Annotated in this window: 22 protein-coding genes; 5 read left to right on the forward strand and 17 right to left on the reverse strand. The window is 69.0% G+C overall.

From position 1 onward, the window contains the following. Window positions 1–72 precede the first annotated feature (72 nt). Genes CVV72_RS13900 through CVV72_RS13910 form a run of 3 tightly spaced genes read left to right on the forward strand, consistent with a single transcriptional unit; the run spans window position 73 to window position 4,727 of the window. The gene (locus tag CVV72_RS13900) at window positions 73–2,178 is read left to right on the forward strand and encodes a catalase (RefSeq protein WP_219152832.1); all 2,106 of its coding nucleotides are present in this window, start codon (window positions 73–75) and stop codon (window positions 2,176–2,178) included. A gap of 39 nt (window positions 2,179–2,217) precedes the next feature. Further along, window positions 2,218–3,705, forward strand: a complete 1,488-nt coding sequence (locus tag CVV72_RS13905) for an HAD-IIIA family hydrolase (protein WP_219152833.1) — start codon at window positions 2,218–2,220, stop codon at window positions 3,703–3,705. After that, window positions 3,702–4,727 (forward strand): glycosyltransferase family 9 protein, encoded by a 1,026-nt coding sequence (locus CVV72_RS13910; protein WP_219152834.1) that lies wholly within the window; start codon window positions 3,702–3,704, stop codon window positions 4,725–4,727. Before CVV72_RS13905 ends, CVV72_RS13910 begins: the two co-directional genes overlap by 4 nt. Here CVV72_RS13910 and CVV72_RS13915 read toward each other — a convergent pair. The 8 genes from CVV72_RS13915 to CVV72_RS13950 all read right to left on the reverse strand — a co-directional run bounded on the left by CVV72_RS13915 (window position 4,690) and on the right by CVV72_RS13950 (window position 14,887). Further along, window positions 4,690–5,544 (reverse strand): SDR family oxidoreductase, encoded by an 855-nt coding sequence (locus CVV72_RS13915; protein ID WP_126730825.1) that lies wholly within the window; start codon window positions 5,542–5,544, stop codon window positions 4,690–4,692. The genes CVV72_RS13910 and CVV72_RS13915 overlap by 38 nt on opposite strands. Window positions 5,545–5,947: 403 nt before the next feature. Further along, on the reverse strand, window positions 5,948–6,958 hold the full coding sequence (locus CVV72_RS13920) for a TauD/TfdA family dioxygenase (RefSeq protein WP_219152835.1): 1,011 nt from the start codon (window positions 6,956–6,958) through the stop codon (window positions 5,948–5,950). Next, window positions 6,955–8,364: a cation:proton antiporter gene (locus CVV72_RS13925; RefSeq protein ID WP_219152836.1), complete on the reverse strand. Its 1,410-nt coding sequence runs from the start codon at window positions 8,362–8,364 to the stop codon at window positions 6,955–6,957. Before CVV72_RS13925 ends, CVV72_RS13920 begins: the two co-directional genes overlap by 4 nt. Window positions 8,365–8,377: 13 nt before the next feature. Continuing rightward, window positions 8,378–9,190: a dimethylargininase gene (gene ddaH / locus CVV72_RS13930; protein ID WP_219152837.1), complete on the reverse strand. Its 813-nt coding sequence runs from the start codon at window positions 9,188–9,190 to the stop codon at window positions 8,378–8,380. A gap of 79 nt (window positions 9,191–9,269) precedes the next feature. Further along, a complete protein-coding gene (locus tag CVV72_RS13935; RefSeq protein WP_219152838.1) occupies window positions 9,270–10,523 on the reverse strand; it encodes an ATP-grasp domain-containing protein in 1,254 nt (417 codons plus the stop codon). After that, window positions 10,520–11,677, reverse strand: a complete 1,158-nt coding sequence (locus CVV72_RS13940; protein ID WP_219152839.1) for an FAD-binding oxidoreductase — start codon at window positions 11,675–11,677, stop codon at window positions 10,520–10,522. The genes CVV72_RS13935 and CVV72_RS13940 overlap by 4 nt, the downstream gene beginning before the upstream one ends. Window positions 11,678–11,779: 102 nt before the next feature. Beyond that, entirely contained in the window at window positions 11,780–13,348 is a 1,569-nt protein-coding gene (locus CVV72_RS13945; RefSeq protein ID WP_219152840.1) for a carbamoyltransferase C-terminal domain-containing protein, read from the reverse strand. A gap of 87 nt (window positions 13,349–13,435) precedes the next feature. Next, entirely contained in the window at window positions 13,436–14,887 is a 1,452-nt protein-coding gene (locus CVV72_RS13950) for an NB-ARC domain-containing protein (protein WP_219152841.1), read from the reverse strand. Window positions 14,888–15,075: 188 nt separating this feature from the next. On the opposite strand from CVV72_RS13950, the gene CVV72_RS13955 reads away from it, so the two are divergent. Beyond that, window positions 15,076–15,768, forward strand: a complete 693-nt coding sequence (locus CVV72_RS13955) for a hypothetical protein (RefSeq protein ID WP_219152842.1) — start codon at window positions 15,076–15,078, stop codon at window positions 15,766–15,768. Continuing rightward, window positions 15,752–16,102 carry an MmcQ/YjbR family DNA-binding protein gene (locus CVV72_RS13960; protein WP_219153951.1) on the forward strand — a complete coding sequence of 117 codons (351 nt, stop codon included), beginning with the start codon at window positions 15,752–15,754 and terminating at the stop codon, window positions 16,100–16,102. Before CVV72_RS13955 ends, CVV72_RS13960 begins: the two co-directional genes overlap by 17 nt. A 345-nt stretch (window positions 16,103–16,447) precedes the next feature. On the opposite strand, the gene CVV72_RS13965 is transcribed toward CVV72_RS13960, so the two are convergent. The 9 genes from CVV72_RS13965 to CVV72_RS14005 are packed head-to-tail and all read right to left on the reverse strand — an operon-like array spanning window position 16,448 to window position 26,726. Then, entirely contained in the window at window positions 16,448–16,777 is a 330-nt protein-coding gene (locus tag CVV72_RS13965; RefSeq protein WP_219152843.1) for a hypothetical protein, read from the reverse strand. Further along, the gene (locus tag CVV72_RS13970) at window positions 16,774–18,027 is read right to left on the reverse strand and encodes a glutamate synthase-related protein (RefSeq protein WP_219152844.1); all 1,254 of its coding nucleotides are present in this window, start codon (window positions 18,025–18,027) and stop codon (window positions 16,774–16,776) included. Before CVV72_RS13970 ends, CVV72_RS13965 begins: the two co-directional genes overlap by 4 nt. Next, on the reverse strand, window positions 18,024–19,019 hold the full coding sequence (locus CVV72_RS13975) for an asparagine synthetase A (RefSeq protein ID WP_219152845.1): 996 nt from the start codon (window positions 19,017–19,019) through the stop codon (window positions 18,024–18,026). The genes CVV72_RS13970 and CVV72_RS13975 overlap by 4 nt, the downstream gene beginning before the upstream one ends. Further along, the gene (locus tag CVV72_RS13980; protein ID WP_219152846.1) at window positions 19,016–20,326 is read right to left on the reverse strand and encodes a methylaspartate mutase; all 1,311 of its coding nucleotides are present in this window, start codon (window positions 20,324–20,326) and stop codon (window positions 19,016–19,018) included. The genes CVV72_RS13975 and CVV72_RS13980 overlap by 4 nt, the downstream gene beginning before the upstream one ends. Further along, a complete protein-coding gene (locus CVV72_RS13985) occupies window positions 20,323–20,787 on the reverse strand; it encodes a cobalamin B12-binding domain-containing protein (RefSeq protein WP_219152847.1) in 465 nt (154 codons plus the stop codon). Before CVV72_RS13985 ends, CVV72_RS13980 begins: the two co-directional genes overlap by 4 nt. After that, entirely contained in the window at window positions 20,784–22,064 is a 1,281-nt protein-coding gene (locus CVV72_RS13990) for an ATP-grasp domain-containing protein (RefSeq protein WP_219152848.1), read from the reverse strand. The genes CVV72_RS13985 and CVV72_RS13990 overlap by 4 nt, the downstream gene beginning before the upstream one ends. After that, on the reverse strand, window positions 22,061–23,812 hold the full coding sequence (locus CVV72_RS13995; RefSeq protein WP_219152849.1) for an ABC transporter substrate-binding protein: 1,752 nt from the start codon (window positions 23,810–23,812) through the stop codon (window positions 22,061–22,063). Before CVV72_RS13995 ends, CVV72_RS13990 begins: the two co-directional genes overlap by 4 nt. Before the next feature lie 31 nt (window positions 23,813–23,843). Then, entirely contained in the window at window positions 23,844–25,100 is a 1,257-nt protein-coding gene (locus CVV72_RS14000) for an MFS transporter (protein ID WP_219152850.1), read from the reverse strand. A gap of 6 nt (window positions 25,101–25,106) precedes the next feature. Next, the gene (locus tag CVV72_RS14005; protein WP_219152851.1) at window positions 25,107–26,726 is read right to left on the reverse strand and encodes a class I tRNA ligase family protein; all 1,620 of its coding nucleotides are present in this window, start codon (window positions 26,724–26,726) and stop codon (window positions 25,107–25,109) included. Window positions 26,727–26,728: the final 2 nt, after the last annotated feature.

The following is a 26,728-nucleotide window of genomic DNA, read 5'->3' on the forward strand; positions in this document are numbered from 1 at the left end:
CCGCTGTCGTTTTGCCGAAACAGTGCCGGGGTAGCCGCGAGGGAAGACCACCACCACGAAGGGGCGACACCAGTGGCACAGCATCGAGAAGACGCGAAGGACGAACAACTGGGCGGAAGCCGTGTGGATCCCGGACAATCGGCACTGACCACTCAGCAGGGTGTTCGCGTCGACCACACGAACGACTCCCTGACCGCGGGAACCCGGGGCCCGACACTGCTGGAGGACTTCCACGCCCGCGAGAAGATCACGCATTTCGACCACGAGCGGATCCCCGAACGGGTCGTGCACGCGCGCGGTGCGGGCGCCTACGGCTTCTTCGAGGCCTACGACGACGCGCTGGCCGACTACACGGTCGCGGAATTCCTCACCAGCGGTGAGAAGATCCCCGTGTTCGTGCGGTTCTCCACCGTCGCCGGATCGCGCGGCTCGGCCGACACCGTCCGCGACGTCCGCGGCTTCGCGACGAAGTTCTACACCCGGCAGGGCAATTACGACCTCGTCGGCAACAACATGCCGGTGTTCTTCATCCAGGACGGCATCAAGTTCCCCGACTTCGTGCACGCGGTCAAACCCGAACCGCACAACGAGATCCCGCAGGCCCAGTCGGCGCACGACACCTTCTGGGACTTCGTTTCGCTGCAACCGGAAAGCCTGCACATGGTGCTCTGGCTGATGTCCGATCGCGCGCTGCCGCGCAGCTACCGGATGATGCAGGGCTTCGGCGTCCACACGTTCCGGCTGGTCAACGCCGACGGCGAGGGCACCTTCGTGAAGTTCCACTGGAAGCCCGTGCTCGGCACGCATTCCCTGGTGTGGGACGAATGCCAGAAGATCGCGGGCAAGGATCCCGACTTCAACCGGCGCGACCTGTGGGACGCCATCGAGGCCGGGCAGTATCCGGAATGGGAACTGGGTGTCCAGCTGGTGGCCGAGGACTCCGAGCACGACTTCGACTTCGATCTGCTGGACGCCACGAAGATCATCCCCGAGGAGCAGGTGCCGGTGCGGCCGGTCGGGCGGATGGTCCTGGACCGCAACCCCGACGACTTCTTCGCCGAGACCGAGCAGATCGCCTTCCACACCGCGAACATCGTCCCCGGGATCGACTTCACCAACGACCCGCTGCTGCAGGCACGGAACTTCTCGTACCTCGACACGCAACTGATCCGGCTCGGCGGCCCCAACTTCTCCCAGCTCCCGGTGAACCGGCCGATCGCGCCGGTGCACACGAACCAGCGCGACGGGCACGGCCAGCAGAACATCCACAAAGGACGGACGAGCTACTTCCCGAATTCGCTCGGCGGCGGCTGCCCGGCGATCGCCGATTCCGGCGTCTTCCGGCATTACACCGAAGCCGTGGCGGGCCACAAGATCCGGGAACGCAGCGAGAGCTTCAAGGACTTCTACAGTCAGGCGACGCTGTTCTGGAACAGCATGTCCCAGGTCGAACGCGAGCACATCGTCGCCGCGTTCCGGTTCGAACTGGGCAAGGTCGAGGACCGGGAGGTCCGGGCGCGGACCGTCGCCGAGCTCAACAACGTCGACCACGACCTCGCGGCCCGGGTGGCCGAGGGGATCGGGGTGACCGTGCCCGCCGCTCCCGCCACACCCCATCACGACCGCACCTCCCCCGCGCTTTCCCAGCTCAACCAGCCCTCGGTCGCCCCGACCGGCCGAAAGGTCGCGGTGCTCGCCGCCGACGGGGTGGACACGATCGGCGTCCGCCGCCTGGTCGAGGCGCTGACCGAGCAGGGCGCGATCGCCGAGGTCCTCGCGCCGGCCGAAGCCGAGCTCCGGCCGGGTGGGGAAGGGGATCCGCTGCGGCCGGACAGGCAGCTCAACACCATGGCTTCGGTGCTCTACGACGCCGTCGCCGTGCCGTGTGGCCCGAGCGCGATCAGTGTCCTCGAACGCGACGGGTACGCCGTGCATTTCGTCGCCGAGGCGTACAAGCACGGCAAACCGGTGGCCGCCTTCGGTTCGGGTCTGGACCTGCTGCGCCGGGCCGGCGTGACCGCGAAACTGGCCGACGACAGCGAAACCCTGATCGACCAGGGCGTGGTGACCACCACGGCGGCCGAGGCGACCCTCCCCGACGGCTTCTTCGCCTCGTTCCTCGCGCAACTGGGCGAACATCGCTCGTGGGTGCGGAAAACCGACGCGATCCCGGCCTGACCGGAGTTTGCGGCGGTGGCTCCCGGGTACCGGAAGAGGGTGAGCGACCTCGACTACACGATCGTGATCCCGACGACCGGCCGGGAGAACCTCCACACGCTTCTGGCCGGGATCGAAGCCGCCGGGGAACCCCGGCCGGCGCGGATCGTCGTCGCCGACGACCGGCCCGGCGGCGACGAACTGCGGCTTCCCCCGTCCAGTACGGAAATCGAAGTGGTCCGCTCCGGCGGACGCGGTCCCGCCGCCGCCCGTAACGCGGGCTGGCGGCGCGCCCGGACCGAGTGGATCGCCTTCCTCGACGACGACGTGGTGATCGGCTCGGACTGGCCGCGGAAACTCGCCGAAGACCTCCTCCCCCTCGGGCCCGAGACGGCGGCGTCGCAGGCACGGCTGGTCGTGCCACTGCCGCCGGACCGCCGCCCGACCGACGACGAACGAGGAACCGCCTGGCTGGAGACGGCCAGGTGGATCACGGCCGACATGGCCTACCGCCGGTCCGTGCTCGCCGAGGTCGGCGGTTTCGACGAACGTTTCCCCCGTGCCTACCGGGAGGACTCGGATCTGGCCTTGCAGGTCGCCAAGGCGGGCTACCTCATCGCCCGGGGTGACCGCGTCACCGTCCATCCGCCCAAACGGTCGGGTCCGCTGGCCAGCTTCCGCGCCCAGCGGGGCAACGCCGACGACGCGCTCATGCGGCACAAGCACGGAGTCCTCTGGCGACAGCAGACCGGAGCCGGGCACGGACGGCTCGAACGGCACGCGCTGGCCACCGTCAGCGCGGCCGGCGCCCTGGCGTTGTCCGCCCTGGGGCGCCGCAAGGCCGCCACCGCGGCGGCCGGAGTGTGGGCGGGGCTGACCGCCGAGTTCGCCGCACGCCGGATCGCCCCGGGACCGCTCACTCCGGGCGAAGTGGCGCGGATGCTGCTGACCAGCGTCCTCATCCCGCCCGCGGCCTGCTATCACCGGCTGCGCGGGGAACTCCGGCACCGGCTGGCCCGGCGGCCGCAGGCCCTGCTGTTCGACCGGGACGACACGCTCATCGTCGACGTGCCCTACCTCGACGATCCCGACGGCGTCCGGCCCGTGCCCGGTGCCAAAGAACTCCTGCACTGCGTCCGGGCGGCGGGTATCAGGATCGGCGTGGTCAGCAACCAGTCCGGGGTGGCGAAAGGCCTGATCACCCCGGATCGGCTGGCCGCCGTGAACGCCCGCGTCGAACAGGTCCTCGGCCCGTTCGGCACCTGGCAGGTCTGCGTGCACGACGACGGTGACGGCTGCCCGTGCCGCAAACCCGCGCCGGGACTCGTGCGGCAGGCCGCGGAAGCGCTCGGAGTGGACGTCCGCCGTTGCGTGGTCATCGGCGACACCGGCGCCGACGTCGACGCCGCCCTCGCTGCCGGAGCCCGCGGCATCCTCATCCCGACCGCACGGACCCGGCCGGAGGAGATCGACCGCGCCCGTCGCCGGGCGACCGTCGCCCGGGACCTCGCCGAAGCCGTGCATCTGGCCGTCGCGGGCAGCCGATGAACGTGCTGGTCGCGAGGATGGACAACCTCGGCGACGTCCTGCTCGCCGGTCCCTGTGTCCGTGCGGTCGCGGCCGGAGCGGACCGGGTGGTCCTGCTGACCGGGCCCCGGGGCCGCGCCGCGGGCGAACTGCTGCCCGGAGTGGACGAGGTCATCAGCTGGTGCGCACCGTGGATCGACCCCGAACCGCCACCGGTCACTCGGGAGGACACCGACGCGTTCGTCCGGCGCTTGAGCGAGTTCTCCTTCGACTCGGCGTTGATCTTGACGTCGTTCCACCAGTCCCCGCTCCCGCTGGCGCTGCTCCTGCGGATGGTGGGCGTACCGTGGATCGGCGCGGTGTGCGAGGACTACCCCGGGTCGCTGCTGGATCTGCGGCATCGCGTTCCCGGTGATCCACCGGAGCCGGTCCGGATGCTTTCCCTCGCCGAGGAAGCGGGATTCTCGTTGCCGCCCGGCGACGACGGCGGTCTCGCCGTCCGCTGGCCCCTGCCACCGGTGGAGGACCTGGTCGGCGACGAGGACTACGTGGTCGTCCATCCCGCCGCGTCGGTCCCGGCCAGGCAGCCGTCCGCCGGACGGTCGGCTGCGATCGTCCGGGCGTTGCAGGCCGCCGGACGCCGGGTCGTCGTGACAGGCTCGCCATCGGAAAGCGCTTTGACCAGGCAGGTCGCCGGAACCGCGCTCGATCTGGGCGGCCGCACGGGACTGTCCGAACTGGCGGCCGTGCTCGCGGCGGCGGACGTCGTGGTGGCGCCCAACACCGGCCCCGCCCACCTCGCGGCCGCCGTCGGGACGCCGGTCGTCTCGCTGTTCGCCCCTGTCGTGCCGGCGTCGCGCTGGGCGCCGTACGGCGTGCCGTCCGAAGTGCTCGGAGACCAGCACGCGGCGTGCAAGGACAGCCGGGCCCGGGTCTGCCCCGTGCCCGGCCATCCGTGCCTCGACCGCCTCGCGCCCGACGCGGTCGTCGACGCCGTGGCGCGCCTCAGCCGGGTGTCGTCTCGCCGCCCAGCGCGGCGATGACCTCGCCGCTGTAGTACGACGAAAGCCGGTTGGACGCCAGGAAGACGTACGACGGCGCGAGGTCGTCGGGATGCGCCGCCCGCTCGAACGGCACCTGGAGACCGAACTTCTCCACCTTCTCGGGCGGGAAGGTGGACGGGATCAGCGGTGTCCACACCGGACCGGGCGCGACGCAGTTGATCCGGATGCCGCGATCGGCCAGTGCCTGCGCCATCGCGTACGTCCACGCGTGCACGGCGCCCTTGGTCGCGGAGTAGTCGATCAGCGATTTGTTGCCCCGCAAGCCGTTCACCGAGCCGGTGTTGATGATGACCGAGCCCTCACCCAGATGGGGCAACGCGGCGTTGGTCACCCGGAAGAAGCTGTGGATGTTCACGTCGAAGGTATGCGTCCACTGCTCGTCGGTGAGCTCCTCCGGGGAGTCGACCGGCCACTGCGTGGCGACGTTGTTGACCAGGATGTCCAGGCCGCCGAGCTCCTTCACGGTCCGGTCCACGATCTCCCGGCACTGCGCCGCCTCGGCGAGGTCACCCGGCAGGAGGAGACACTCGCGTCCTTCAGCGCGTACGCGTTCCTCGGTGTACTTCGCGTCTTCGTGCTCGTTGAGGTAGGCGATCGCCACGTCGGCGCCCTCCTTCGCGAAGGCGATGGCGACCGCGCGGCCGATACCGGAGTCACCGCCGGTGATCAACGCGCGCTTGCCCGCCAGCAGCTCGCGGCCCTCGTAATCCTCCATGGAGTCACGAGGCGGCGGGTCCATTTTCGACGTCACGCCCGGTGGTTCCTGCTGCTGCGGCGGCCGTAACTTGTCTGCCATCGGTTCCCTCCCGTCGGGTGCTTTCGCCGACGGTTACCCGGCTGGCCGCTTTCTCGAACATGCCGTGGCCGGCGCCCGGCGGGGTGTCGCGAAAGCCACTTTCGGGACGTCTGATGTCCCGAAAGTGGCTTTCGCGACACGGTCACCGGCCGATCACCCGGGCTGAGCGTTGCGAAAGCCACTTTCGCAACCTTCAAGGTTGCGAAAGTGGCTTTCGCATCACCCTCGGCCAAGCGCGGTATCGCGTGACTGGACGGACGACACTCGTGACTGGACGGACGACACGCGTGTCCAGACGGACGACTCGCGGCGGATCCGGCCCCGCGCCGTGTCGTCCGTCGGATCACGCGTGTCGTCCATCTGATCACGCGTGTCGTCCGTCAGGTGCAGGGGTCCGAGAGCCTCAGTGCACCCGCCGGTCCTCCGCCGTCCCCCGGTACCGGATCGTCCAAAGGCTGCGCCGGATGTACGTCCGCTGCAACCACCGATCCCGCCCGTTGTGCCGCGCGAAGAACTGCGACCGCGCGTGCAGGCCCTTCCGGTTGTTGATCAGCAGCGCCGTCCCCGGCTCCAGCTTGACCTGGTGCGCGACCTCGCGGCAGACCCGCTGCAGCTCCTCCAGCGCCTGTTCCGCCTCGACGGTCTCCCCCACCACGCCGTTGGCCGAGATCGCCACTTCCGGAGACTCCGCCGGCCCGGAGATGACCGGCACGAGGTCGGAGAGCACGTCGGCTCCCTTGGCCACGTCACGCACGTAACTGCCGGGCGCGTTGAGCCGGAACAGCGGGCGCCGCAGGACGTCGAGCACCTCCGGGTCCAGTGCGGCCGAGATGTCCCTGCCGTCGGCGTAGTAGGTGACGGCTTCCTTGTTCCCGTCCTGGCGGACGCAGTTCAGCACCAGGAAGTCCGGATTGGACACGTCGTAGCGGCCGACCTCGTCGTGCACGATGTCGTTGTGGAAGTTGAGGAACACGTGCGAGCTCTGGTTGGTCTGGCTCCGCGCCCCCGCCGAGACCGGGACGACGTCGTGCACGAGCCGCCCGCTCTTCTCCGTGGTGAACCCGACGGGCTCGCCGAGCAGCTGGCTCAGTCCCAAAAGGACGGTCTCGGCGACGAACGTCTTCTTGTCCTTGCTGGGCTCCCCGTCGATCGGTGTCTCGGGGAGCTCCGCGTCCACCGGCAGGTTGCGCACGAGCGCGACGCCGGGGGTGTCGACATGTCTGCCGAAGTCCAGGATCGCCTGCAACTGGTCGATCGGCAGCTTCGAGAACGCGACGCGGAGCATCGCCAGCGAGCGGTCGATGTCGTCGACGGGGTTCGGGAAGGTCCGCAGGTCGCTCCCGATGGTGTCCCGGACCTCGTCGTCGAGGACGACCTCGGTGAAGGTGCTGACTAGGGTTTCCTTGCTGGTCATGGTGTCCTATCCACTTTCCGCCGCCGCTGGACCGGCGGTCTCGTCTTGAACTTGGCGATGAAGGTGAGCGCGGGAGCGGTCGCGATCGTCGACACGAGCGTCATGAGCACGAGCATCGCGAACACCGCCGGGCTGATCACCTTCAGCTGGAGGCCGACGTTGAGCACCACCAGTTCCGTCAGCCCCCGGCAGTTCATGAGCGCCCCGAGCGACAGTGCTTCGCGCCAGCCGACCCCGGTCAGCCGGGCCGCCGTGGTGCTGCCCACCCATTTCCCGAACACCGCGACCGCCGTGATCACCACGGTCCACAGCCACAGCGATCCGGAGCCGAGCAGGCTGAACTCGGTATGCAGACCGGTGTAGGCGAAGAACAGCGGCAGCAGCAACGTCAGGGTCACGCTGCCGAGCTTTCCGGCGGCGCGGGTGACGACCGGATCGGTCCTCGGCGCGATCACCCCGAAGAGGAAGGCGCCGAAGATCGCGTGGATGCCGATCTCGCTGGTGGCCAGCGCCGACAGCATGATCCCGCCGAGCAGGATCGCGAGCACCGCCGACTCCGGCACGCGGGCGAGCGCCTTCGCCAGCAGTGGCCGGACGACGTAGAGCATGACCACGACGAACACCAAGGTCAGCCCGACGGTCAGGAACACCTCCGACGGCGTCCCGCCCTGGCTGACGGCGACCACGACGGCCAGCAGGCACCACGCGGCGACGTCGTCGACGGCGGCGCAGGTGAGCGCCAGCGCCCCGAGCGGCGTCTTCGACAGACCGCGGTCGGTCAGGATCCGTGCCAGCACCGGGAACGCCGTCACGCTCATGGAGACCGCGATGAACAACCCAAAGGCGAGGAAGCCGACGTCGCCGCCGAAGGTCGGGTACATGCCGAGCGCGAGCACGATGCCGCAGACCATCGGCAACGCGATGCTGACCTGGCTGACCGTCACGGCGGTGAATCCGCGCTCGCGCACCGCGCCGAGATCGATCTCCGAACCGACCAGGTACATGAAGAAGATCAGGCCCAGCTGCGAAAGGATGTTGATCGCCGTGACCACCCCGCCGGGGAACAGCCAGCCGAACGCGCCGGGCCAGACGAGCCCGAACAGCGAAGGTCCCAGCAGGATGCCGGCGACGATCTCGCCGATCACCGCGGGCTGGCCGAGCCGCCGGGCCAGGACGCCCGCGAGGTAGCAGGCGCCCAGGATCACCGGCAGCGCGACCAGCAGGCGCGCGTAGGTGTCGGGACCGCCGCCCGCGGCCTTGGCGCCCGTGCTCGCGACGGGCGCGTAGGCCGACCCCAGGCCGAGCACCACGACGACGACCACCGCCGGAACCGCGACCAACGCGGTCCCGACGACGATCCGGCGCAGCGTGGTGCGCCGGCCCCGGTCCCGCACAGCCGAATCCATCGAGTTTCTCTCCCTAACCGGCACGCAGTTCCAGCGTGCAGCATTTGACGCTGCCGCCCGCCTTGAGCAATTCCGACAGGTCGGCACCGATCGGTTCGAAGCCGTGTTCCCGCAATCGCGCGGTCAGCGCGGTGGCCGCCTGCGGCAGCACGACGTGCTTGCCGTCGGAGACGGCGTTGAGGCCGAAGACGGCGGCGTCTTCTTCGGAAGCCAGGATCGCGTCGGGATACAGCTCCTTCAGCAGCAGAAGGCTTTCCTCGGAGAACGCGCCGGGGTAGTACATGACCGTGTCCTCGTCGAGAACGGCGAGCGCGGTGTCGAGGTGGTAGTACCGCGGGTCGACCAGCGTCAGCCTGGTCACCGGGCGGCCGAAGAACTCGCGCGATTCGTTGTGCGCCTCCGGGTTCGTGCGGAACCCGGTGCCGGCGAGGATCGTCTTCCCGGCGACGAGGTAGTCGCCCTCCCCCTCGTTCACCCACTGCGCCTGCCGCACGTAGCGGTATCCGTTGGCCCGGAACCACTTCAGATACGCGTCGGATTCACCCGCCCGCTGCACGTGGTGGAACCGCGCCACGAGCACCTGTCCGTCGACCACGGTGGCACCGTTGGCCGCGAACACCATGTCGGGCAGCCCGGGCAGCGGTTCGAGCAGCTCGACTCGATGCCCCAGGTCGACGTACAGGTCGCGCAGCCATTCCCATTGCGCGATGGCCAGCTCGGTGTCCGTCGGTTTCTTCGGGTCCATCCAAGGATTGATCGAGTACTCGACGTCGAAGTACGTCGGTCTGACCATCAGGTAGTGCCGTTGGGTGGCAGTCCGTGACACGCTTCCTCCACGCGGTTTTGGGCGTCTTCCGCCACCGGGCCCTGGGTAAGGGCCCGGCTTCGTCGAACAGGATCCGGTGCTACTTCTGGGTTTCGGAGAGTTTGACCTCGATCTTCCCGGCCAGGTCATTGGCATTGCGCATGGCTTCGTCGAAGGACGCGCCCAGCGCGCCGATACCGCCGAAGATGTTGTTGCCGAGCGGCGGGCGTTTGATCAGGTCGCCCGGCTTGGCGAAGATCTTGAGGTAGTACAAGGAGTCCGATTCGTTCACCGCGGGCGGGACGTCGATCGAAGCGATCACACCGCCCGGGCAGATCAGGCACATCGCGGCGGTGTGCAGCCCGGTCGGGCTGAAGTGCCCGACGTCCGGCCGCACGCCGCGGGAGACGTCCATGAGTCCCTTGATCGGGTCGTACCCGGCCGAGAGCCGGGCCATGTGGTCGAGTCCCCCGCCACCGGGCCGCACGGCGATCTCCAGCAGGAACGGTTTCCCCTGGTGGAAACGGACCTCGGCGTGCAGCGCGCCGCGAGTGAGCCCCTGCGCCCGCACGCCGGCGGCGACCACCGAGTGCACTTCGGCCACCTGCTCGGTGGTGAGCGACGTGGGCGCGTGGTGCACGTCGTCGTCGAAGGTCTCGCCCTCCGAAGTGACCCTGTCCACAATGGATCCGAGATAGACCTCGTCGTCCCACGCGACCGCTTCGATGAGGTGCTCGTGACCGTCCAGAAAGGACTCGACGAGGAGGCCGTGCGGGCCGAGGTCCAGCCCCTCGGCCTCCATGTTGTACCAGGACATCCCGTCGATGCCTTCGCGCGCCTGCGCGTAGCGCTCCCGCATCTTCTCTTCGTCGTCGACCCGGAAGACGAAGTTGCTGGCCGCGCCGAGGGTCGGCTTGAGGATCACCGGATAGCCGAAGTCTTCGGCCGCTTGAAGGGCCGAATCGAGGTCTTCGACGAACCGGTAGTCCGGATGCGCGGCCCCGCCCTTTTCGTGCGCCTGCCGCATGATCAGCTTGTTCCGGCTGGTCCGCGCCGCGTCGACGCCGATACCGGGCAGGCCGAGCGCTTCCGCGACGGCGGCGACCAGGACCACGCCGGACTCGGAGAAGGTGAGCACACCGTCGAACGACTCCTCGGCGTGCCAGGCCTTCGCGTGCCGGATCAGGTCGTCGATGTGGTTGCTGCCGGCGATCCGGTAGCGCTCGGACGGCCAGAGATCCTCGGTCCCGATGCCGTTGAGCACGTACAGCACGCCGCCGAAGTCCTCGATCTGCTGATACCGGGGCAGGTAGTAGTAGGAGTTCTGGCTGGCTTCCAGCGCGAGCAGTTTCACGACACACCTCGCAGGGCAGGACGGATCGGGTGGGCACCGCCCGCTCGCGCGAGCGGCCGGTCGAGCGGTTCGAGTCCGGTCGGGACCGGGTCGGCGCCGGTCAGGCGCGCGGCCAGGGACCGGGCGATCAGCGGGGCGAACTTGAACGACGAGCCGCCGCACGCCGCGTAGGTCAGCACCCGGTCGCCGAGGACGGCGAGCATCGGGCCGAGGGTGGAGCGCCGGGCCAGGTAGTGGCAGTCCCGGGTGTCGACCAGCCAGTCCCGGCGGAAACCCGGGATCAGCGTGGCGAACGTGTCGATCAGGTGCTCCCGCCACCACGAGGGCACCGTGGCGCCGCCGATCTCGTCGACGACGCGGCACGCGCTCGCGGCGCTGAGCTTCAACGGCGTCCCGGCGACGGGCGGCACGAGCCACGCGCCCCCGTCGGAGCCGAGCGACGTGATCGCCGGGGTCGCGGCCCACGCGGTGGCGTCGGCGGGCGGGACATCGCAGTAGAGCATCGTCTGCCGGTGCAGCACGAGTTCCCTGGACAGCGCGGGGGCCAGCAGTTCCCTGGACCACGGGCCCGCCGCCACCAGGACGGCGTCACCGCGGAGGGTCTCCCCGTCGGCCAGCCGGACCTCCGCCCGGTCGGCGTCGATCCCGGCGACCTTGCGATGCGGATGGAGTTCCGCGTTCGCGTGCCATCGCAGCCACGTGGCGCACGCGGTCAAGACGCGATCGGCGAGCAGCACTCCCGCGTGCGACTCGAAGATCGCGCCCGTCCCGGGTACAAACCCGGCGTGCGGGAATTCCGCGGCGAGTTCGTCCGCGCCGAGCACTTCGGCCTTCGACCCGGCCGCCGACAGCAGCTCCCGCGCTGCCGCCGCCTCGGGCGCCGGCAACGCGGTGAGCGCACCGACCTGTTCGTAGAACGACGTCGACAGCAGGTGTTCGAGGTCGATCCACGCGTGATGCGCGCCGACCGCGGCCGCCGTGGTGGCCGGGTCGCCGGCATGCAACGCGCGCAGCACACGGTGCCGGTCGAACGAGGTCGCGCCGGAGAACGGGATGTCCGCCTGGTCGGCGAGCACCACTTCGTGCCCGACCGACACACACTCCAAGGCGGTCAGCAGCGCGATGACACCACCGCCCGCGAACACGACTCGCATGGTCTTCCCCCTCCGGGCGAGACTTCGTTCGGGCACCACGAGGTACCCGGATGCCACTGCTGGGTGGTGGCATCCGGGCCTTGCCCCCGTCGGGCAAGGATTTCAGGAGGCGCGCGGGGTCACGAACGTGTCGTTGATGACGTAGCCGTCGAGGCCGTACGTCTCCCCGTACTCGATGAGATCGCTGGTGCGGTTGAGGAAACCGCGCCCGTTGTTGTTCAGCGACGTGTTGCACAGCACGCTGAACCCGGTCTGCTCACGGAACGCCTCGAGCAGGTCGGTGATGCCGGCGTTGCGCTCCCGCGTCACCGTCTGGGTGCGCGCGGTGCCGTCGACATGCGTGATGGCCTTCAACTCGTCGGACGTGACGTGGTTGAAGTACAGCATGTACGGATCCTGCACCGAGCCGACGAACCACTGGGGGGCGTCGGATTCCAGCGCGATCGGGGCGATCGGTCGGTAGTCCTCGCGGCGCTTGATCTTGTTGAGCCGCACGGTGGTGTCCACGGTGAACGGTGCGGCCAGGATCGACCGGTTGCCCAGCGCCCGCGGCCCCATCTCGTACCGGCCGCGCGCCCAGCCGATGATGTTGCCGTCCTTGAGATACTTCGCGACCTCACTCGCCACGAGCGGCCGCGTCTCGTACTTGGCGGGATCCGGGACGACGTCCTCGACGAAGTTCTCCCCCGCGTAGACGTCCCATTCGATGGTCGCCTGCCCGGTGTAGAACCATTGCGCGTCGATGGCCGTGCCCAGCGCGGAACCGCTGTCGTTGGGGCACGGCGGCACGAACACCGACGAGAACAGGCCGCTCTCCCGCCACAACCGGTTCCAGTCGCAGTTCAGCCCGCAGCCGCCGGAGATCAGCAACGGCAGGCCTTCGGTCAGGTTCTTCTCGGCGTAGTCGTAGAACCGGTTGAAGATGGCCTGCGAGTGCTTCGCCGCCGCGTTGCGGTATTCCTGCGACCAGACACCGGCGTTGTACAGATGGGACCAGGACATCTCCTCTTTGGACAGACCGAGGATGATGCCGTCGCGGTCGAGGATGAAGTCGATGGTCTTCTGCTCGTCCGGCGTGAGCGGGCCCGGCTCGGCGAACCCGGTCAGCGCCATCTGCTTGCCGGCGTCGTTGAACCGGAACTTCCCCTTGCCCAGCGGGAAACCCGGGTCGGCCAGCGCGAAGAGATACGCGTACTTCGCGCCGGGGTCGGTCAGGACGTGCTGCAGGTGCGTGGCCTCGCCGCGCTCGTCGATCCGGTAGAAGTCACCGATGTTCCCTTCCCACACCAGGGAGTAGTACGCCTGGCCGGGTGCCGCGGGGGCCATCCCGAGGGAGGTGTAGATATGCGAGCGCTCGTGGGTCGAGGAGAAGTACCGCACGTCCTTGCCGAAGAACTTGCCTGCCTCGTCGGAGATCGCGCCCTCGCCGACACCGAAGTATCCGGTGCGGGACGGCGGTTCCACCGAGAACTCCCCCTTGACCCAGCCGCCGAGCGCGACCACGTCGGGCTGCTTGTCGAGCATGCCCGCCGCGCGCGCCATCAGCTCGCCGGTGATCCGGTCGTAGCGCGGGTAGTTGTCCTTTTCCGACTCCAGCGCGAACAGCAGCTTGCCGTCCTCGATCGCCACGATCCCGCCATCGTGACCCTCTTTCATCGACAGAATCAGCATTGTGTCACCGAATTTCGCTCGCCTTCATTCGTCGACTCATTCAAGCCGCGCGGCCCGTTGACCGGAAGCGCCGCGCGGGGAGAACAATCAACCTTCGGACGAGCCGCCCGGCAGGGTGCGCACCGCCTCGTGGCGCAGCGATTCGAACGCGTTCTTGCGCGTCCTGCGGCCCGCCATCGAGACGGCGGCGGCCAACGGGCTTGGTTCGCGTTGCCGTTCGGCGGCGAACGCACTGACCAACCGGGACACCGCGTAGCGGCCGGCGACGTTGGCGCGCTGGAGAAGTCCGGCGTCCACCACGGATTCGAGGAGTTCGTCGGCGGTCTCGATCATGATGCCCATCGCGGCGGCGACGCCGATCGACGTCGTCCAGCCCGCCCCGCTCTGCCCGAAGTGCTGGATGGCCTCCCGTTCGGTGGGCGAGAGATGGTCGTACGCCGCGGAGAACCGGTCCCGCACGTTGACGTCACCGACGCAGAGGTTGTCCATGAGCCGTTCGCGATCGGCGAGCTGGCCCGCGGTGTAGGCGATCGCCCATTCCGGGCGCGCGGCGATCTTGCGGCCGACGATGTTCACCGCCAGCGGAAGATCCCCGCACAGTTCGGCGATCGTGTCGGTGGCGTCGTGCTCCGCCCGCACCCGGCCCGGTCCGGCGATCCGGCCGATCAAGGCCAGCGATTCCTTGCGGGAGAACGTATCGAGCTCGATACGGTTCGTGTCCTCCAAACCGAGCAGCCGGGCGCGGCTGGTCACCACGACCTGGCTGTGCGGCGCCTGGCCGAGCAGCGGCCGCACCTGCCCCTCGTCCCGGACGCCCGTCAGAAGCACGAACAACCTGCGCTCCGCCAGCAGGGACCGGTACAGCCCGACCCGCTGCATCGGATCGTCGGGCACCAGATGGGCGGGCACGCCGAGCGCGCGCAGGAACCCGCGCACGATCCCGTTGGCCGACCGGCCGCCGGAGCCGCTGTCACCCAGGTCGGCGTACAGCTGCCCGTCCGGGAAGTCCGCCGCCACCTCTTCCGCCAGCCGCAAGGCGAAAGCCGTCTTCCCCACCCCGATCGGGCCGCTGACGAGCAACGGTACCTTGACCGGCCCGCTCGCCCCGATCATCTCGGCGGCGTCGGCCAGATCCCTTTCCCTGCCGACGAAAATCCTCGATCCCATGGGCAGCTGGGCCGGACGGGCGAGGCGGACGACGCCGGATGCCGTCGCGTGCGCGCCGTCCGGCGGAGTCTCGGCCGCACGGTCTTCCCGTGTCTCGGCGCAGGTCCCCGGCTGTCCGGCGACACTGCGCCAACGCCGTTCCCACACCGCACGGTCCCCACCGCACGCGGAGACGAACGCCAACGTCACGGCGAGCGTCGGCAAACGGTGGCCGCTCGCCGCGCTGGACAGCACGGAAGGTGCGAACAGTGCGGTCCTGGCGAGTTCCCGGTAACTCGGGTTTCCCGCCCGGTTCCTCAAAACGCGCAGATCGTGAGCGAATGCGGCGATCGGACCAGTGGAGCCGTCCAACGGTCGCTCGGGTCTGCCCATGCCCTCTCCCTCCCCTGGATGGGGTAACGCAATCGCGCTGCGTGACCGACATCCTTGTGGCCTTCCTGGCCACAACCCTAAAGGACCAATGAAGGATGCAGCAGATACAAATAGGTGACTCAATGTACAAAGTCCAATAGTTGGACGTGGAAATTCACCCCCTTGGTGGCACCGGATAGGGTTCGCCCATGTCTGACCCCCTGCCCCCACTCGCCGAACTCCGGCGGGCCGCCGAAGTGTTCAACGGCTTCGCGAATGTGGACGCCTCTTGGCTTCGGCTGCTTGAGGAAACGCACTCCGCGATCGACCTGTCACAGCCCGCGCATCGCACAATTCTTCTTCGCTGGCTGAACTCGTGGGGATGCCGTATCCGGTACCCGCGGGACGGCGAACCCGCCCCCTTCGACGACGGCGTCCGGGCCTGGTGGGAGACCTGGGGCACCACGCTCCCGTCGGCCGACCTGGCCGGCCTGACGGACGCGGAGATCGACACCGCCGCGAAGGCCTACGCGGATCTCGCGGGTGTCGTCGTCTCAGCGGGACGGACCAGGCGTACGCTGGGCCCGACCGCCGCGGCCAAGGCGCTGTATGCGTTGCGGCCCAACACGATCATGCCGTGGGACGCCGCCATCGCGGCCGCCCTCCACGGTGCCCGCGACGACGCCGCGTTCGGCGCGCACCTGCGCCTCGGCCGCGCGTGGGCCGCCGCGGTGATCGCCGAGGCGGGGGACGGCGGGGGCGAGATCCCCGCACTGATGGGCAGGCCCGTGTCACTGGCGAAGATCCTCGACGAATACCTCTACGTCGCCTTCACCATGGGCGCCAAGAGTGACTGGGGAACAGACAGCGGAGAATGGTGGAAAAATGGTAACCGGGGATGACGTCAGACGGATCGTTTCGGACCTGCCTCGTGCCTATGAGGCACTGGTCCGTGACCGGGCGAAGTTCCGCGTGGGGCGAATCGTCTTTCTTTCGCTCTCGCCGGACGAAACCGTGATGGGATTCGGCTATCCCAAAGAGGAGCGGGAAGCGCTCGTGGCGGGCGAGCCGGACAAGTTCATGATGCCGATTCCATCCGATATGCGCTATCAGTGGGTCCGCGTCCGGCTGTCCGCGATCGATTACGAAGAGTTACGAGAACTCGTCGTCGACTCGTGGCGAATGTGCGTGCCGAAGAAGGTCTGGACGGAATACCTGGAAAAGAACCCGAGCTGAACTGCTCCTTTCGGCGTGCGCCGTTCAGCCCCCTCGATTGCCCTTTTCGGTCGCGTGAATTCGCCTTTCGGGCGACGGACGCCGGTAGAAATCCCGTGCCGCCCCGGCCCGGGCCGTGTCCGGAGGCGTAACTCGCGTGCTTGGAGCCGTAACTCGCGTGTCTGGAGGCGTAAGACGGCCGGGTGCACGAGTTACGCCTCCAATCACGTGTGTTACGGCTCCAAGCACGCGAGTTCGGTCCTCGCTACGGCCGCCGCCGGTCGATCCAGGCGCACCCCGAACGCGCGTGAAGGCCCCCTTCCCTCGGCTGAGCCGAGGGAAGGGGGCCTTCACGCGCAAACGAAGCTACTCGGCCACCTCTTCGATGGCGGAGGTTCCGCGAGAGCCGGGGCTCCCGTACCGCTCCCACACCTCGTTCAGCCGGATCCGCCCGTCCGGCAGGAACTCCGGCGTGTTCGTGCTGTGCCCCGCGATCACCTGCCCGCTGGCCAGCACCATCGTGTAGGCCATGTCGATCGTGCCGTCCTCGCCGCATTTCCCGGTCAGCGAGCCGAGCCGCACCCCGCCGCCGCTCAGCTCGGCCCACACCAGATCGTCCTTCTGCCGGTACAGGGTGACCGGCGCGTTCGGATCCGTGCTGACCTTGCGGAACCGTTTCCCGTCGTAGTTGATCATTCGTCCTGCTCCGTCCGTGCCGATGAACCAGGGAACCAAAGGTCGTCCGTGGTCAGATCCGCGAGGTCGTATTTCCCGAGCGCGCTGGCGAGCAACCGCAGTTCGAGTTCGAGGCACCGCACCAGCCGCACGAGCCCTTCGTCCGCGTCCTCGTCGACGGCGAGCAGTGCCGCCCGGCCGAGGCCGACCGCGGAAGCGCCCATCGCCAGGCACTTCAGCGCACGGGCGCCTTCCCAGATCCGTCCCGACACCAGCAGCGACGCGTCGTGTTTGCCGACCCGGCGCAGGCATTCCACCAGCGGCAGTCCCACCTGGTCGAGGAAGACCGACGGCGCCCAGCCGGTGCCGCCCTCGGCACCGTCCACGGTGACGGCGTCCGCTCCCGCCGCCCACGCGACCCGCGCCGCCTCGCCGACGTCGCGGCCCGGGTGCAGTTTCACCCAGGCGCGGGCCCGTGGGTAGTTGTTGCGCATCAGGTGGATCTGCTGGCGCAGGATTTCCCCGGTAAAGGTGCCGGGGCTGCTGGACCGCAGCACCATGGCCTGATCCCTGCCGAAGGCTTCGTCCACTGTGTACTGCTCGGCGATCTCGCCGGCGGCCGTGCGCGAGAGCACGGTCATCCCGCCGAGTCCCGGTTTGGCGCCCTGGCCCACCTTGAGCTCGAACGCCAGCCGCCCGGTATCCAGCAGTTTCGTCGCGGACGGGTCGCTGTAGACGAGGTTCCACACCTCCGCGTCGGCGTCTTCGGTGCTCTGCTGCACGACGACACCGCCCAGCCCGTCCGGCACGGCATCGGCGTACGCGCGGATGCGGCCGAGCAGGCCGTCTTCGGCGCTTTCGCCCATCCGGCCGTATCCGTGCATGGGGACGACGTTCTCGCCGATCACCATCGGCATCCCGAGCCTGCCCGCCTGCTCGCTCGCGGCGATGCCGAGCCCGCTGCCCGCCACCTGCGTGGACCCGAACGCGCACAGGAACACCGGCGACGGCGCGGTGAACCCGCCCAGGACGGTCGAGAGTCCGACGTCGCCGTACACCGGTTCGCGCGCGAGATCGAACATCTTCTCCAGACGCCGCGGGACGAACACCGGCGGCACGATCCGCGCGCGGTCGAGTTCGTCCGGCGGAGTGCCGGCGTCCGCGCCGAACAGCGACCGGCCATACCCCGCGACGTCGGGGAAGATCGCCGCGCTGCCTTCCCTCGCCCTGGCCCGGATCGCGTCCTCCGGGAGCTGCCGCGCGGTGATCACGGCGTCGCGATCCCGGGCAACTTCGGGTACGCGTTGGCCTGCCAGATCGCGTCCAGCCCGGCGATGTACCGCGTCACCCGCTCCAACCCCATCCCGAAGCCCGCGCTCGGCGGCAGCCCTTCGCGCGCGAGGTCGAGGTACCAGGCGTACTTCGCCGGGTTCTCCCCCGTCTCCCGCATCCGCTCGATCAACCGTCGGTACTCGTGCGTGCGCTCACCGCCACTGCACAGTTCCCCGAACCCGTCCGAGGCGATGAGGTCGAAGTTCCGCAGCACTCCCGGTTCGGTGCTGGACTCGCCGTCGGTGAACCCGCGCGAGCCCTTGGGGTAGTCGACGATGAAGAACGGCCGGTTCGTCTGCTCCGAGATGATCCGCTCGCCCTGCCAGTCGATCTCCGCGTCGGCGCTCTGCCCGTGCCGAAGACCTTGCAGCCGCGACACCGCCTCGCGGTGCGTCATCCGCTCGAAGTCCTCTTCCAGCAGCGCCGTGAACGCCGCCTGGTCCCGGCCCAGCGTGGCGAGGTCCACTTTGGACTCTCGCAGGGTGTGGGAGACCACGTGCCGCAACAGCCCCTGCGCGATATCGAGGACCTCCTCGCGACTGGCACGGGCGACCTCGACGTCGATCTGGGTGAACTCGACCAGATGCCGTCCGGTGGTCGAGGTCTCCAGCGGCTCCAGCCGCACGTTCGGGGCCACGTAGAAGATCTTGTCGAACGCGAGCAGCGAAGCCTGTTTGTACAGGATGACGCTGGTCATCATCTTGTACTTGTGCCCGTAGTAGTCGACGTCGACCTGCTTGGCACCGCGGCATCCCGGGTCGGTGACCGGCCCGATCAGCGGCGGCTGCAGTTCCACGAACCCGTTCATGCCGAGATACTCGCGGGTGCCCGCGGTGATGCTGTTCTGGATGCGCAACGCCGCCTGCGTCACCGGTGACGTCAGATGCTCGCGGGTGCCCGGCGGCAGCGCCGCCTCCGATGGTCCGGTCATGTCCTACTCCCCTGTGTCAGTCGGTTCACGGGCTCGATTCCCGGCAACCCGTACTTCTCGTCGAACGAGCGCTCGACGTACCGGAGCGCGTCCAGCAGATCGCCCGAGGTCATCCGCCGTTCCGCGGGCAGGTCGACGAGGTCGCCCAGCGGCATCGCGCCGATCCGCTGCCACTCCAGGCGGCCGCCGGCGTCCAGCCGCCCGCGGGCACGGCCCGCGTTGTCCGGGTGCAGGCAGAACGGGACGTCCAGCTGCCCCCGCGCGAACGCGGTGACCAGTGCCCTGCCGAGATCGGTGTCGAGCGAAAGAACGTTGTCCACCAACGCTTTCGCCTGCGCGTGGATCCCGGTGTCACCGAGCCTGCCGATCCGGGACACCCCCCGCGCGGCTTCGGCCGCGTGTTCCAGCGCGGTCACGTTCTCCGCCACGGTCGGCAGCCGGTGCGCTTCGGCGGTGGTCTTGACGATCAGCCTGCTCGCGCCGGTGCGGGCGGCCAGTCGCGCGGACTCCGCGATCAGCTCCAGCGCGCCGCCCGGTGTCCTCGGATGCACGCCCATGTAGCCGTAGATCACCACATGCGTCCGCGCGTGCGGCACGTATTCCCCGATCAGCGCGTGCAGCGCGGCGACGGCCTCCTCGTCCTGCCCGGCGTGGGTCTGCTGCGCGTAGCTGAAGGACAGGCAGCGAATCCCGTGCCGCCAGAAGAACATCCCCTCCAGCACGCTCAGCGCGACCAGCAGCGCTGGCGGGCACAGCTGGCCCATCATGCAGCCGCCGAAGGTCTCCAGGTGCGGCTCCAGTTCGGGACCGCGGGCCTCGGCCAGCGTTTCGCACGAGCGCCGCCAGTTGTCGACGGCCGCCGAAAGCGGCATCCGGCTGTACGGCAGGCAATACGACACCGGGCCGCCCTCGGTCGCGTGCAGCCCGAAGTCCAGCAGCGCCCGGACGATCCGGCGGGGATCCGCCGAACCGTGCCGGACCTGAACCGGGAAATCCCCGGTCAGCACGCCGTCGAGCAACGCCGCCGTCGTCGCGGGATCGTGGTCGACGAGCGGGTACCCGTTGAGATCGGCACCGGCCGCCAGCGCCGCGCGCGCCGCCTCGTGGTCGCCGACCCTGGTGTAGCTGTCGATCGTGATCGTGCCGACCGTCGCGGCCCGCGCCGCCCTGGTCGCCAGCAGTCCCCGGGTCATCCGCCCCGGATCCGCGAAACCCATCCGGGGCTGGACCACCAGGTCACCTCGGGCATGGTGGCGCGCGACCACCTCGCCGAACGAATGTCCCCGCCGCGGGGTGAGCACGCTCATCCCGCGCCCAGGGGGACACCGGGGGCGCGCACGGACAGGGTGCGGAGGAACGTCCGAAAGGGCGTCAGCCCGCCGGAGTCCTCGAACACCGCGTCGAAGCCGGCCTCCAGCAGCCGCGCCGCGTTGCTGCCGCCCGTGACGTCGAGCTTCCCGCCGATGACGACCGGCATCGTGACCAGCTCCGCCCGCGCGCGGAAGGTCTCCATCAACCGGACGCCGTCCTGGCGGCCGTGCCCGTTGAGGCTGCTGATCACCAGCAGGTCCGGCCGCCGGGTGACGCATTCGCGCACGATCGTCGTGTCCGGGACGCAGGCGCCGAGGTTGGTGACCCGGCAGCCCAGTTCCTCCAGCAACAGCTCCAGGTACACCAGGTTCCAGGTGTGCGCGTCGGACGAGAGCCCGGTGACGAGCACGTCGAGACCGGCGGCCGGGAGCGTGGACTGGACGGCTTCGATGGTCATGGTGCGGCGCTCTCCCTCTCTCCTCGGTCCGGCCGCACGTCGATCTCGATCAGCGCGACCGCCTCTTCGGCCAGGCGTGCCGCCTCCGCCGGGCTGCCCGCGGTCACCATCAGATCGCCGACGCGGTCCCACGAACTGCGCAGCCCGTCGAACCGGTCGCCCGCCGAGACACTGACGTCGCACAGGAACACGCCTTCGGCCTGCGACGCCTTCTCCACTCCGCGCACGTCCTCGATCAGGCCCGGTTCGATCGAGAGGAACCGGACCGCGGCACCGCCTTCGGCCCTGCGCGGCAACACGTCCGCGACCGGTTCGTCCTTCATCACCGAGAAGTAGGCGCGGTTCAGCTCCACCGGATAGGCGCGCTGGATCAGTTCGATGATGCCGTCGCCCGCGAACCGGCCTGCGCATTCGACCAGGTACGGGACACCGTCCGAGACGATCCACTCGCAGTGGACGATCCCGGTGCGGAACCCGGCCGCGCCGGTGAGCCGGCGGGTCTCCTCGGTCAGCGTCGTGGTCAGCGCGTCCGGGATGTCGGCGGGGACGATATGCGCGAGCTCGATCGGACGCGGCCCGGGGAACAGCCGCTTGCCGGTGACGTTGGCGAACAACGGCTCGCCGTCCCTCAGCAGCATCTCGACGCTGTACTCGTCACCCTCGACGAAGCTCTCGGCCAGCATCTTCAGCTCCATCGCGCGGTCCGGGACGAAGATCCCCTCGTCCTGCACGACGCAGTTCGCCCACGCCCGCTCGGCTTCCACCGGATCGGTGAGCACCTGCGTCCCCACCGACGCCTGCCGGTTCGCCGGCTTGAGCACGGTCTTGCCCGGATGCCGCGCCATGAACTCGCGGACCTGCGCCGGGCTTTCGACGCGCGCCGACGCCGGGTTCGCGATCCCCGCCGCCCGGCTGACCAGGCGCAGCACCGCTTTGTCCCGCAGGATCTGCGCCGCGCCGAACCCCGCGCCCGGCAGGCCGTAGCGTTCCGCGAGCCGGGCCGCGAACGGGGTCGCGTACTCGGTCAGCGGGACGACGGCGGCCGGGTCGAGGTCGTGGTGGACGTGGTAGAACTCGTCCGCCTTGCCGGGCAGGTGGAACTCCCACTCGATCAGCTCGCGCACCAGCGCCGAACCGGCCACCGTCTTGCGCGCGTCGCGTTTGCGGACGACGTCGGGTTCTTCGACGAAGATGACCGATCCGTCCGGCTGGAAGTCCTTGATGGACGAACCCAGCGCGGCGGCCACGAACCCGACCAGTACCACCGGCCGCGTCATGACTGCTCCTCGACGTAATACCAGTTCTCGGGGTTGATCAAGCCGTACGGGTTGATCGGCGAGAACCCGCGCAGGTTGCCCGCGACCTCGAAGAGCCGCCGCGGGAACGTCGGCATGAAGATCACCGGCGCCTGCTCGGCGATGTACTCCTGGTACTCGTACAGCGCTTCGAGCGAGTCGGTGGTGACGGTCTTCGCGATCAGCTCGTCCGCCTTGGCGTCGCGCCAGTTGCTGAAGTTGCAGGCGGCGCCGCTCTGGAAGAGGTTCTCCCCGGTCGGATAGTTGTAGACCCAGCCGCCGCCCCAGCAGGACAACTGCCACATCCGCTTCTCGCCGGGGCCGTCCTCCGCCACCAGGACCGACCCCATCACCTCTTCGAGGCGGATCTCGATCCCGGCCTTGGCCGCGTCGTCCCGGAACTGCGCCATGAGCCGCGCCAGCGACGGCCGCCCTTCCCAATAGCGCAGGGAGAAGCTCAGCTCCGTGCCCGCCGGGATGCCCTCGCCCGCTTCACCGGGGCCGGTGCCGGGGCGTACGCACACCGCGGGCGAAGCGCTGACGTCCCAGCCGTTGTCGGAGAGCAGCTGACGCGCCTTCTCCAGGTCGAACGGCCAGAACCCGCCGCGCTCGGCGATCTTCGGCGACACCAGGTCGCTCTTGGGCAGCACCGGGATCGACCCGGTCTGGCTCCAGCCGTAACCCTGGTAGACCTCGCGCGCCCCGTACTCCTGGTCGAAGCAGCTCTGCAGCGCCTGCCGGACGTAGGGCTGCCTGATCATGTTCCCGGCGACGGTCGGGTTGCTGAAGTTGACCGCCATGAAGTTGATGTTGAACAGGATCTGCGGTTCCAGCTGGAAACCGTCGCCGAGCGGGTTGGGGCCGCCCTGCGTCGGGTCGCCGTCGGGCTGGACGCCCATCCCCGGCGGCAGGAAGCCGACCTGGACGTCACCGGACTGCAGCAGTTCGTACTGCTGCTCGTCCGACGTCGTCGAGACCTGGCGCAGCTCGTCGAGATGCGCCGGGTTCGGCCCGCTGTAGTGTTCGTTCGGGACGAAGGTGACGACGCCTTCCTCGGTGTAGCTCTTGAGGCGCCACGGCCCGTTCACGACACTCCACACGGGACTGTCGGCCCAGCGCGTGCGGTGCGAGTTGTCCTCTTCGACGACGTCGCCGTTCTCCGCCATCAAGAACTCGTAGACCGCTTCGGCCTGATCGATGTCGTGTGTCGCGTCGGCCGGGCCGTCCGCGGTGCGGTCCCACGCCTTCGGCATCGGCGTGATCATCGTGAGCTGGTTCAGCAGCACCCAGTTCTTCGAGTACGCCTTGTCGAAGGTGAAGCTCACGGTGTCGTCGGCGACCTTCCCGAACGAAACCAGGTTGTCCGGGAAATAGCCCTCGGAGTAGGCGCCGAACCTCGGCCCCTTCACCTTCAGCATGTTCATCCAGAAGATGACGTTGTCCGCGCAGACCGTCTCGCCGTTGGACCACTTCCACGGTTTGATCCGGACCGTGCATGTGCGGCCGGTCTCGTCCCACACCGGCTCTTCGCCGACGCTGAGGTCCCAGTCGATCTCCGGCGCGCCGTCCCGGCCCAGCCAGTAGAGCGGCCGGTACATCAGCATCTGGAACTCGTAGAGGCTCCGCACGCCGAAGCGCTCGCCCGGGGTGAAGGGGAAGATCACCGCGGGCGGGAACCCGGGAAGGCAGGCCCAGGTGGCGACGCCACCCTTGATCGGCTTGTCCGTCATGACTTTCGCTTCCTCCGCATGTCGGCCGCGCTCAGGCGGCGGTCGCCTCGAGAACCTCCGCCGGCCGCTTCTCCTGCGCCGACAGCGGTTTCGCCAAGCTGAAGTAGGTGCCGATCACGATCGCGCCCTGCAGGATCGCCAGTCCCCAGAAGGCGTAGGGCACCGTCGTCGCGTCCGCCAGTGAGGACAACGCGACCGTCGCGCCGACGCCGAGCCCGAGGCCGAGGGCCTGGGTGCCGCCGAAGATGCGGCCGACACGTTCCTCCGGGCTGGCCCGCATCAGCAGCGTGCGGGCCGCGATCCGCCCCTGCGCGAAGCAGAACCCGGCGAACGGGATCGCCGCCATCAGCGCGATGTAGTGCAGGGGCTGGATCGCGAGGCAGATCAGGTTCCCGAGCGTGCCGAGCACCGCGAGATGGATCCCCTTGAACCGCTTGCTGACCTTGCCGTACGCGGCGGCGCCGACGATGAACCCGACCCCGGCCAGCGCGTCGACCACGCCGATCATCCACGCGCCCTGGTCGAAGGTCTGCAGGATCAGCGTCGTCAGGATGACGTTGGCGACCATCAGGCCGATGTTGCCGTTGGCGTACAACAGCGCGAGCCGCTTGATCGGCTGCCGCACCGGGACCTCGACCGGCGCCGACGGGTCGGTGGCCGTGATCTCCTCCACCACCGGGGCTTTGGCGGGCTTGCGGCCGATCGCGTAGACCAGCACGGCCGACAGGACGAAGCTCAGCGAGTTGAACACGAACAACGGCGTGGCGCCGAACCAGATCACCAGGAAGCCCGCGAGCGAAGACGCCAGCAGCATCCCGGAGTTGCTCGCCATCTCGAAGTGGGAGTTGAACTTCCCGAGCCGCTCGTCCCGGATCCGTTCCTTGATCAGGCCGTTGCTGGCCGGCATGAACAACGCCGCGGTGCAGGCGAGCATGAAGTTCGCTATGTAGGAGCCGAGGTTCGCCGGGCCGCCGATCCACAGCCACACCGGCAGCGCGAACGCGGTCATCGCGCTCACGAGGTCCGCCGCCACGCACAGCATCCGGCGGTCGACCTTGTCGACCAGTTTCCCGAACATGACCGCGAGCGCGACCTGCGGGATGGACACCGCGATGAACAGCCAGCCGACCGCCAGGGTGGTCTGCTCGGCGTGGAAGACCAGGATCGCGGCGGCGGTGATCTGGAACGCGTTGCCCGCCGTGGTGATGAAGCCCGCCGGGACCAGCAGGCGTTCGGCGAGCCGGGAACTCCGGGCCGCGTCGGCGGAGAGGGTGCTGTCGAGTGACATGGTGGGTCAGACCTCGCTCGTCGGAGGGAATTCCAGTGATGGCACGGGGAAAGCCGTGGTGTGCGTGACGTCGAAGGCGGCCGCGGTGATCCGGGGTTCGAATCCGCCCGCTTCGGCGGCACGCCCGGCGAGGTCGATCAGGATCGGCGAGGCACAGCCGATCAACGCCCGCAGTTCGAGGAAGAGATCACCGAGCCGCGCGCGGAGCATCTCCTGGTCGAGATTGCCCTTGAGCGTGCGTTCCGTCGCCGCGCGCAGGCGCTCGACGTGCTGCACCACCAGATCGGCGGCACGGCTGAGGCTGAAGTCCTCCAGTTCGTAGTTCAACGCGAACCGGGAGACCATCGCCGCCGCGCGTTCCGTGGCTTCGGTCGACACCGGGAGCGAGCCGTTCTCGCCGCCGACCTCGGCGGTGAGTTTCGCCAGGGTCTCGGCGAGTTCGTTCCAGGGCGCGACCAGCCGCTCCCCCGCGACCTTCTCCAGCGCGGCACGGGAGAAGTTGGTCCGCGCGAACTCGGGGGCGGTGAGGTTGAGGTGGAACCGCGCGATGTCGCGGGGCACCTCGGCCGCCAGCTCACGGGCCCAGACCACGTGCCCCTTGCTGGTGGAGAACTTCTCGTTCTCCAGCTCGTAGAACTCGTTGACGAGCAGGGTGTCCGGAAGGACGTAGCGGCCTTCGAGGGCGATCAGCTCCGCGACGTGGACGACACCCCAGGTGAACAGCGGATCGAACCCCATGAACACCACGACCCGCGCATCGTTCTCCGCGAGCCAGGCGTCGTCATCGGCGGCCTTCGGCTTCCCGTTGCGCCGCAACGCGTACTCGGTGCAGTACATCGAGGCGGGCATCCCCTCGACCCAGGCGTTCAGCCGTTGCCCGGGGGTCTGGAGGAACGGCGCCGGCAGGCCCCATTTCACCGGGTACGTGATCGCGAAGTCGGGCAACGGCCCGGCGAGCAGTTCCCGCATCAGCCCGAGCACGTGCGGCCGCCACGCGGGGCCGCGCTCCTCGTAATAGGCGAGGAGTTGTTCGCGGTACTCCGAGACCGGGAAGACCATGATCTCGGTTTCGCGGTAGGTCACCTCGTCGGCCGGGTCGAGCACCGAGTACGGCTCGATGAGCGCGTCGAAGTCGATCGGATGCCCGCAACCCTCGCAGAATCCGCCGCGGCTGTCGGCGAGACACGTCGGGCAGCCACCGCCGACGAAACCCTCGACCAGGAACTCGCTCGTGCTCTCGCTGTAGGGCAGCCGCACCTTGCGCAGGCGAAGCTTTCCCTTGTCGTACAGGCGCTTGACGTAGTCGTAGACCAGCGCCTTGTAGCCTTCGTCGGTCGGCGAGAAGCCATCGACCTCGACGCCCATCGCCTTGAAGGTGCGCTGGATGTTCTCCGTCGACTGCTCCACCAGTTCGGGCGGCGTCAGCCCGACCCTGGCCGCGCTGGTGACGAGATACGTCTGGCTGTCGTCGGTGCAGGAGGCGAACACGGCCTCGCGGCCCGCCGCGCGCAGGTATCGCCGGTGCACGTCGGCACCGAGGTACGGGCCGGCGATATGCCCGATGTGCAGATCCCCGTTGGACGTCGGCGGGCCGCCGATGATCACCACCGGTCGCTGGTCGGTCATGC

This window comes from Amycolatopsis sp. TNS106, assembly GCF_019330265.1.
GTDB lineage: Bacteria > Actinomycetota > Actinomycetes > Mycobacteriales > Pseudonocardiaceae > Amycolatopsis > Amycolatopsis lurida.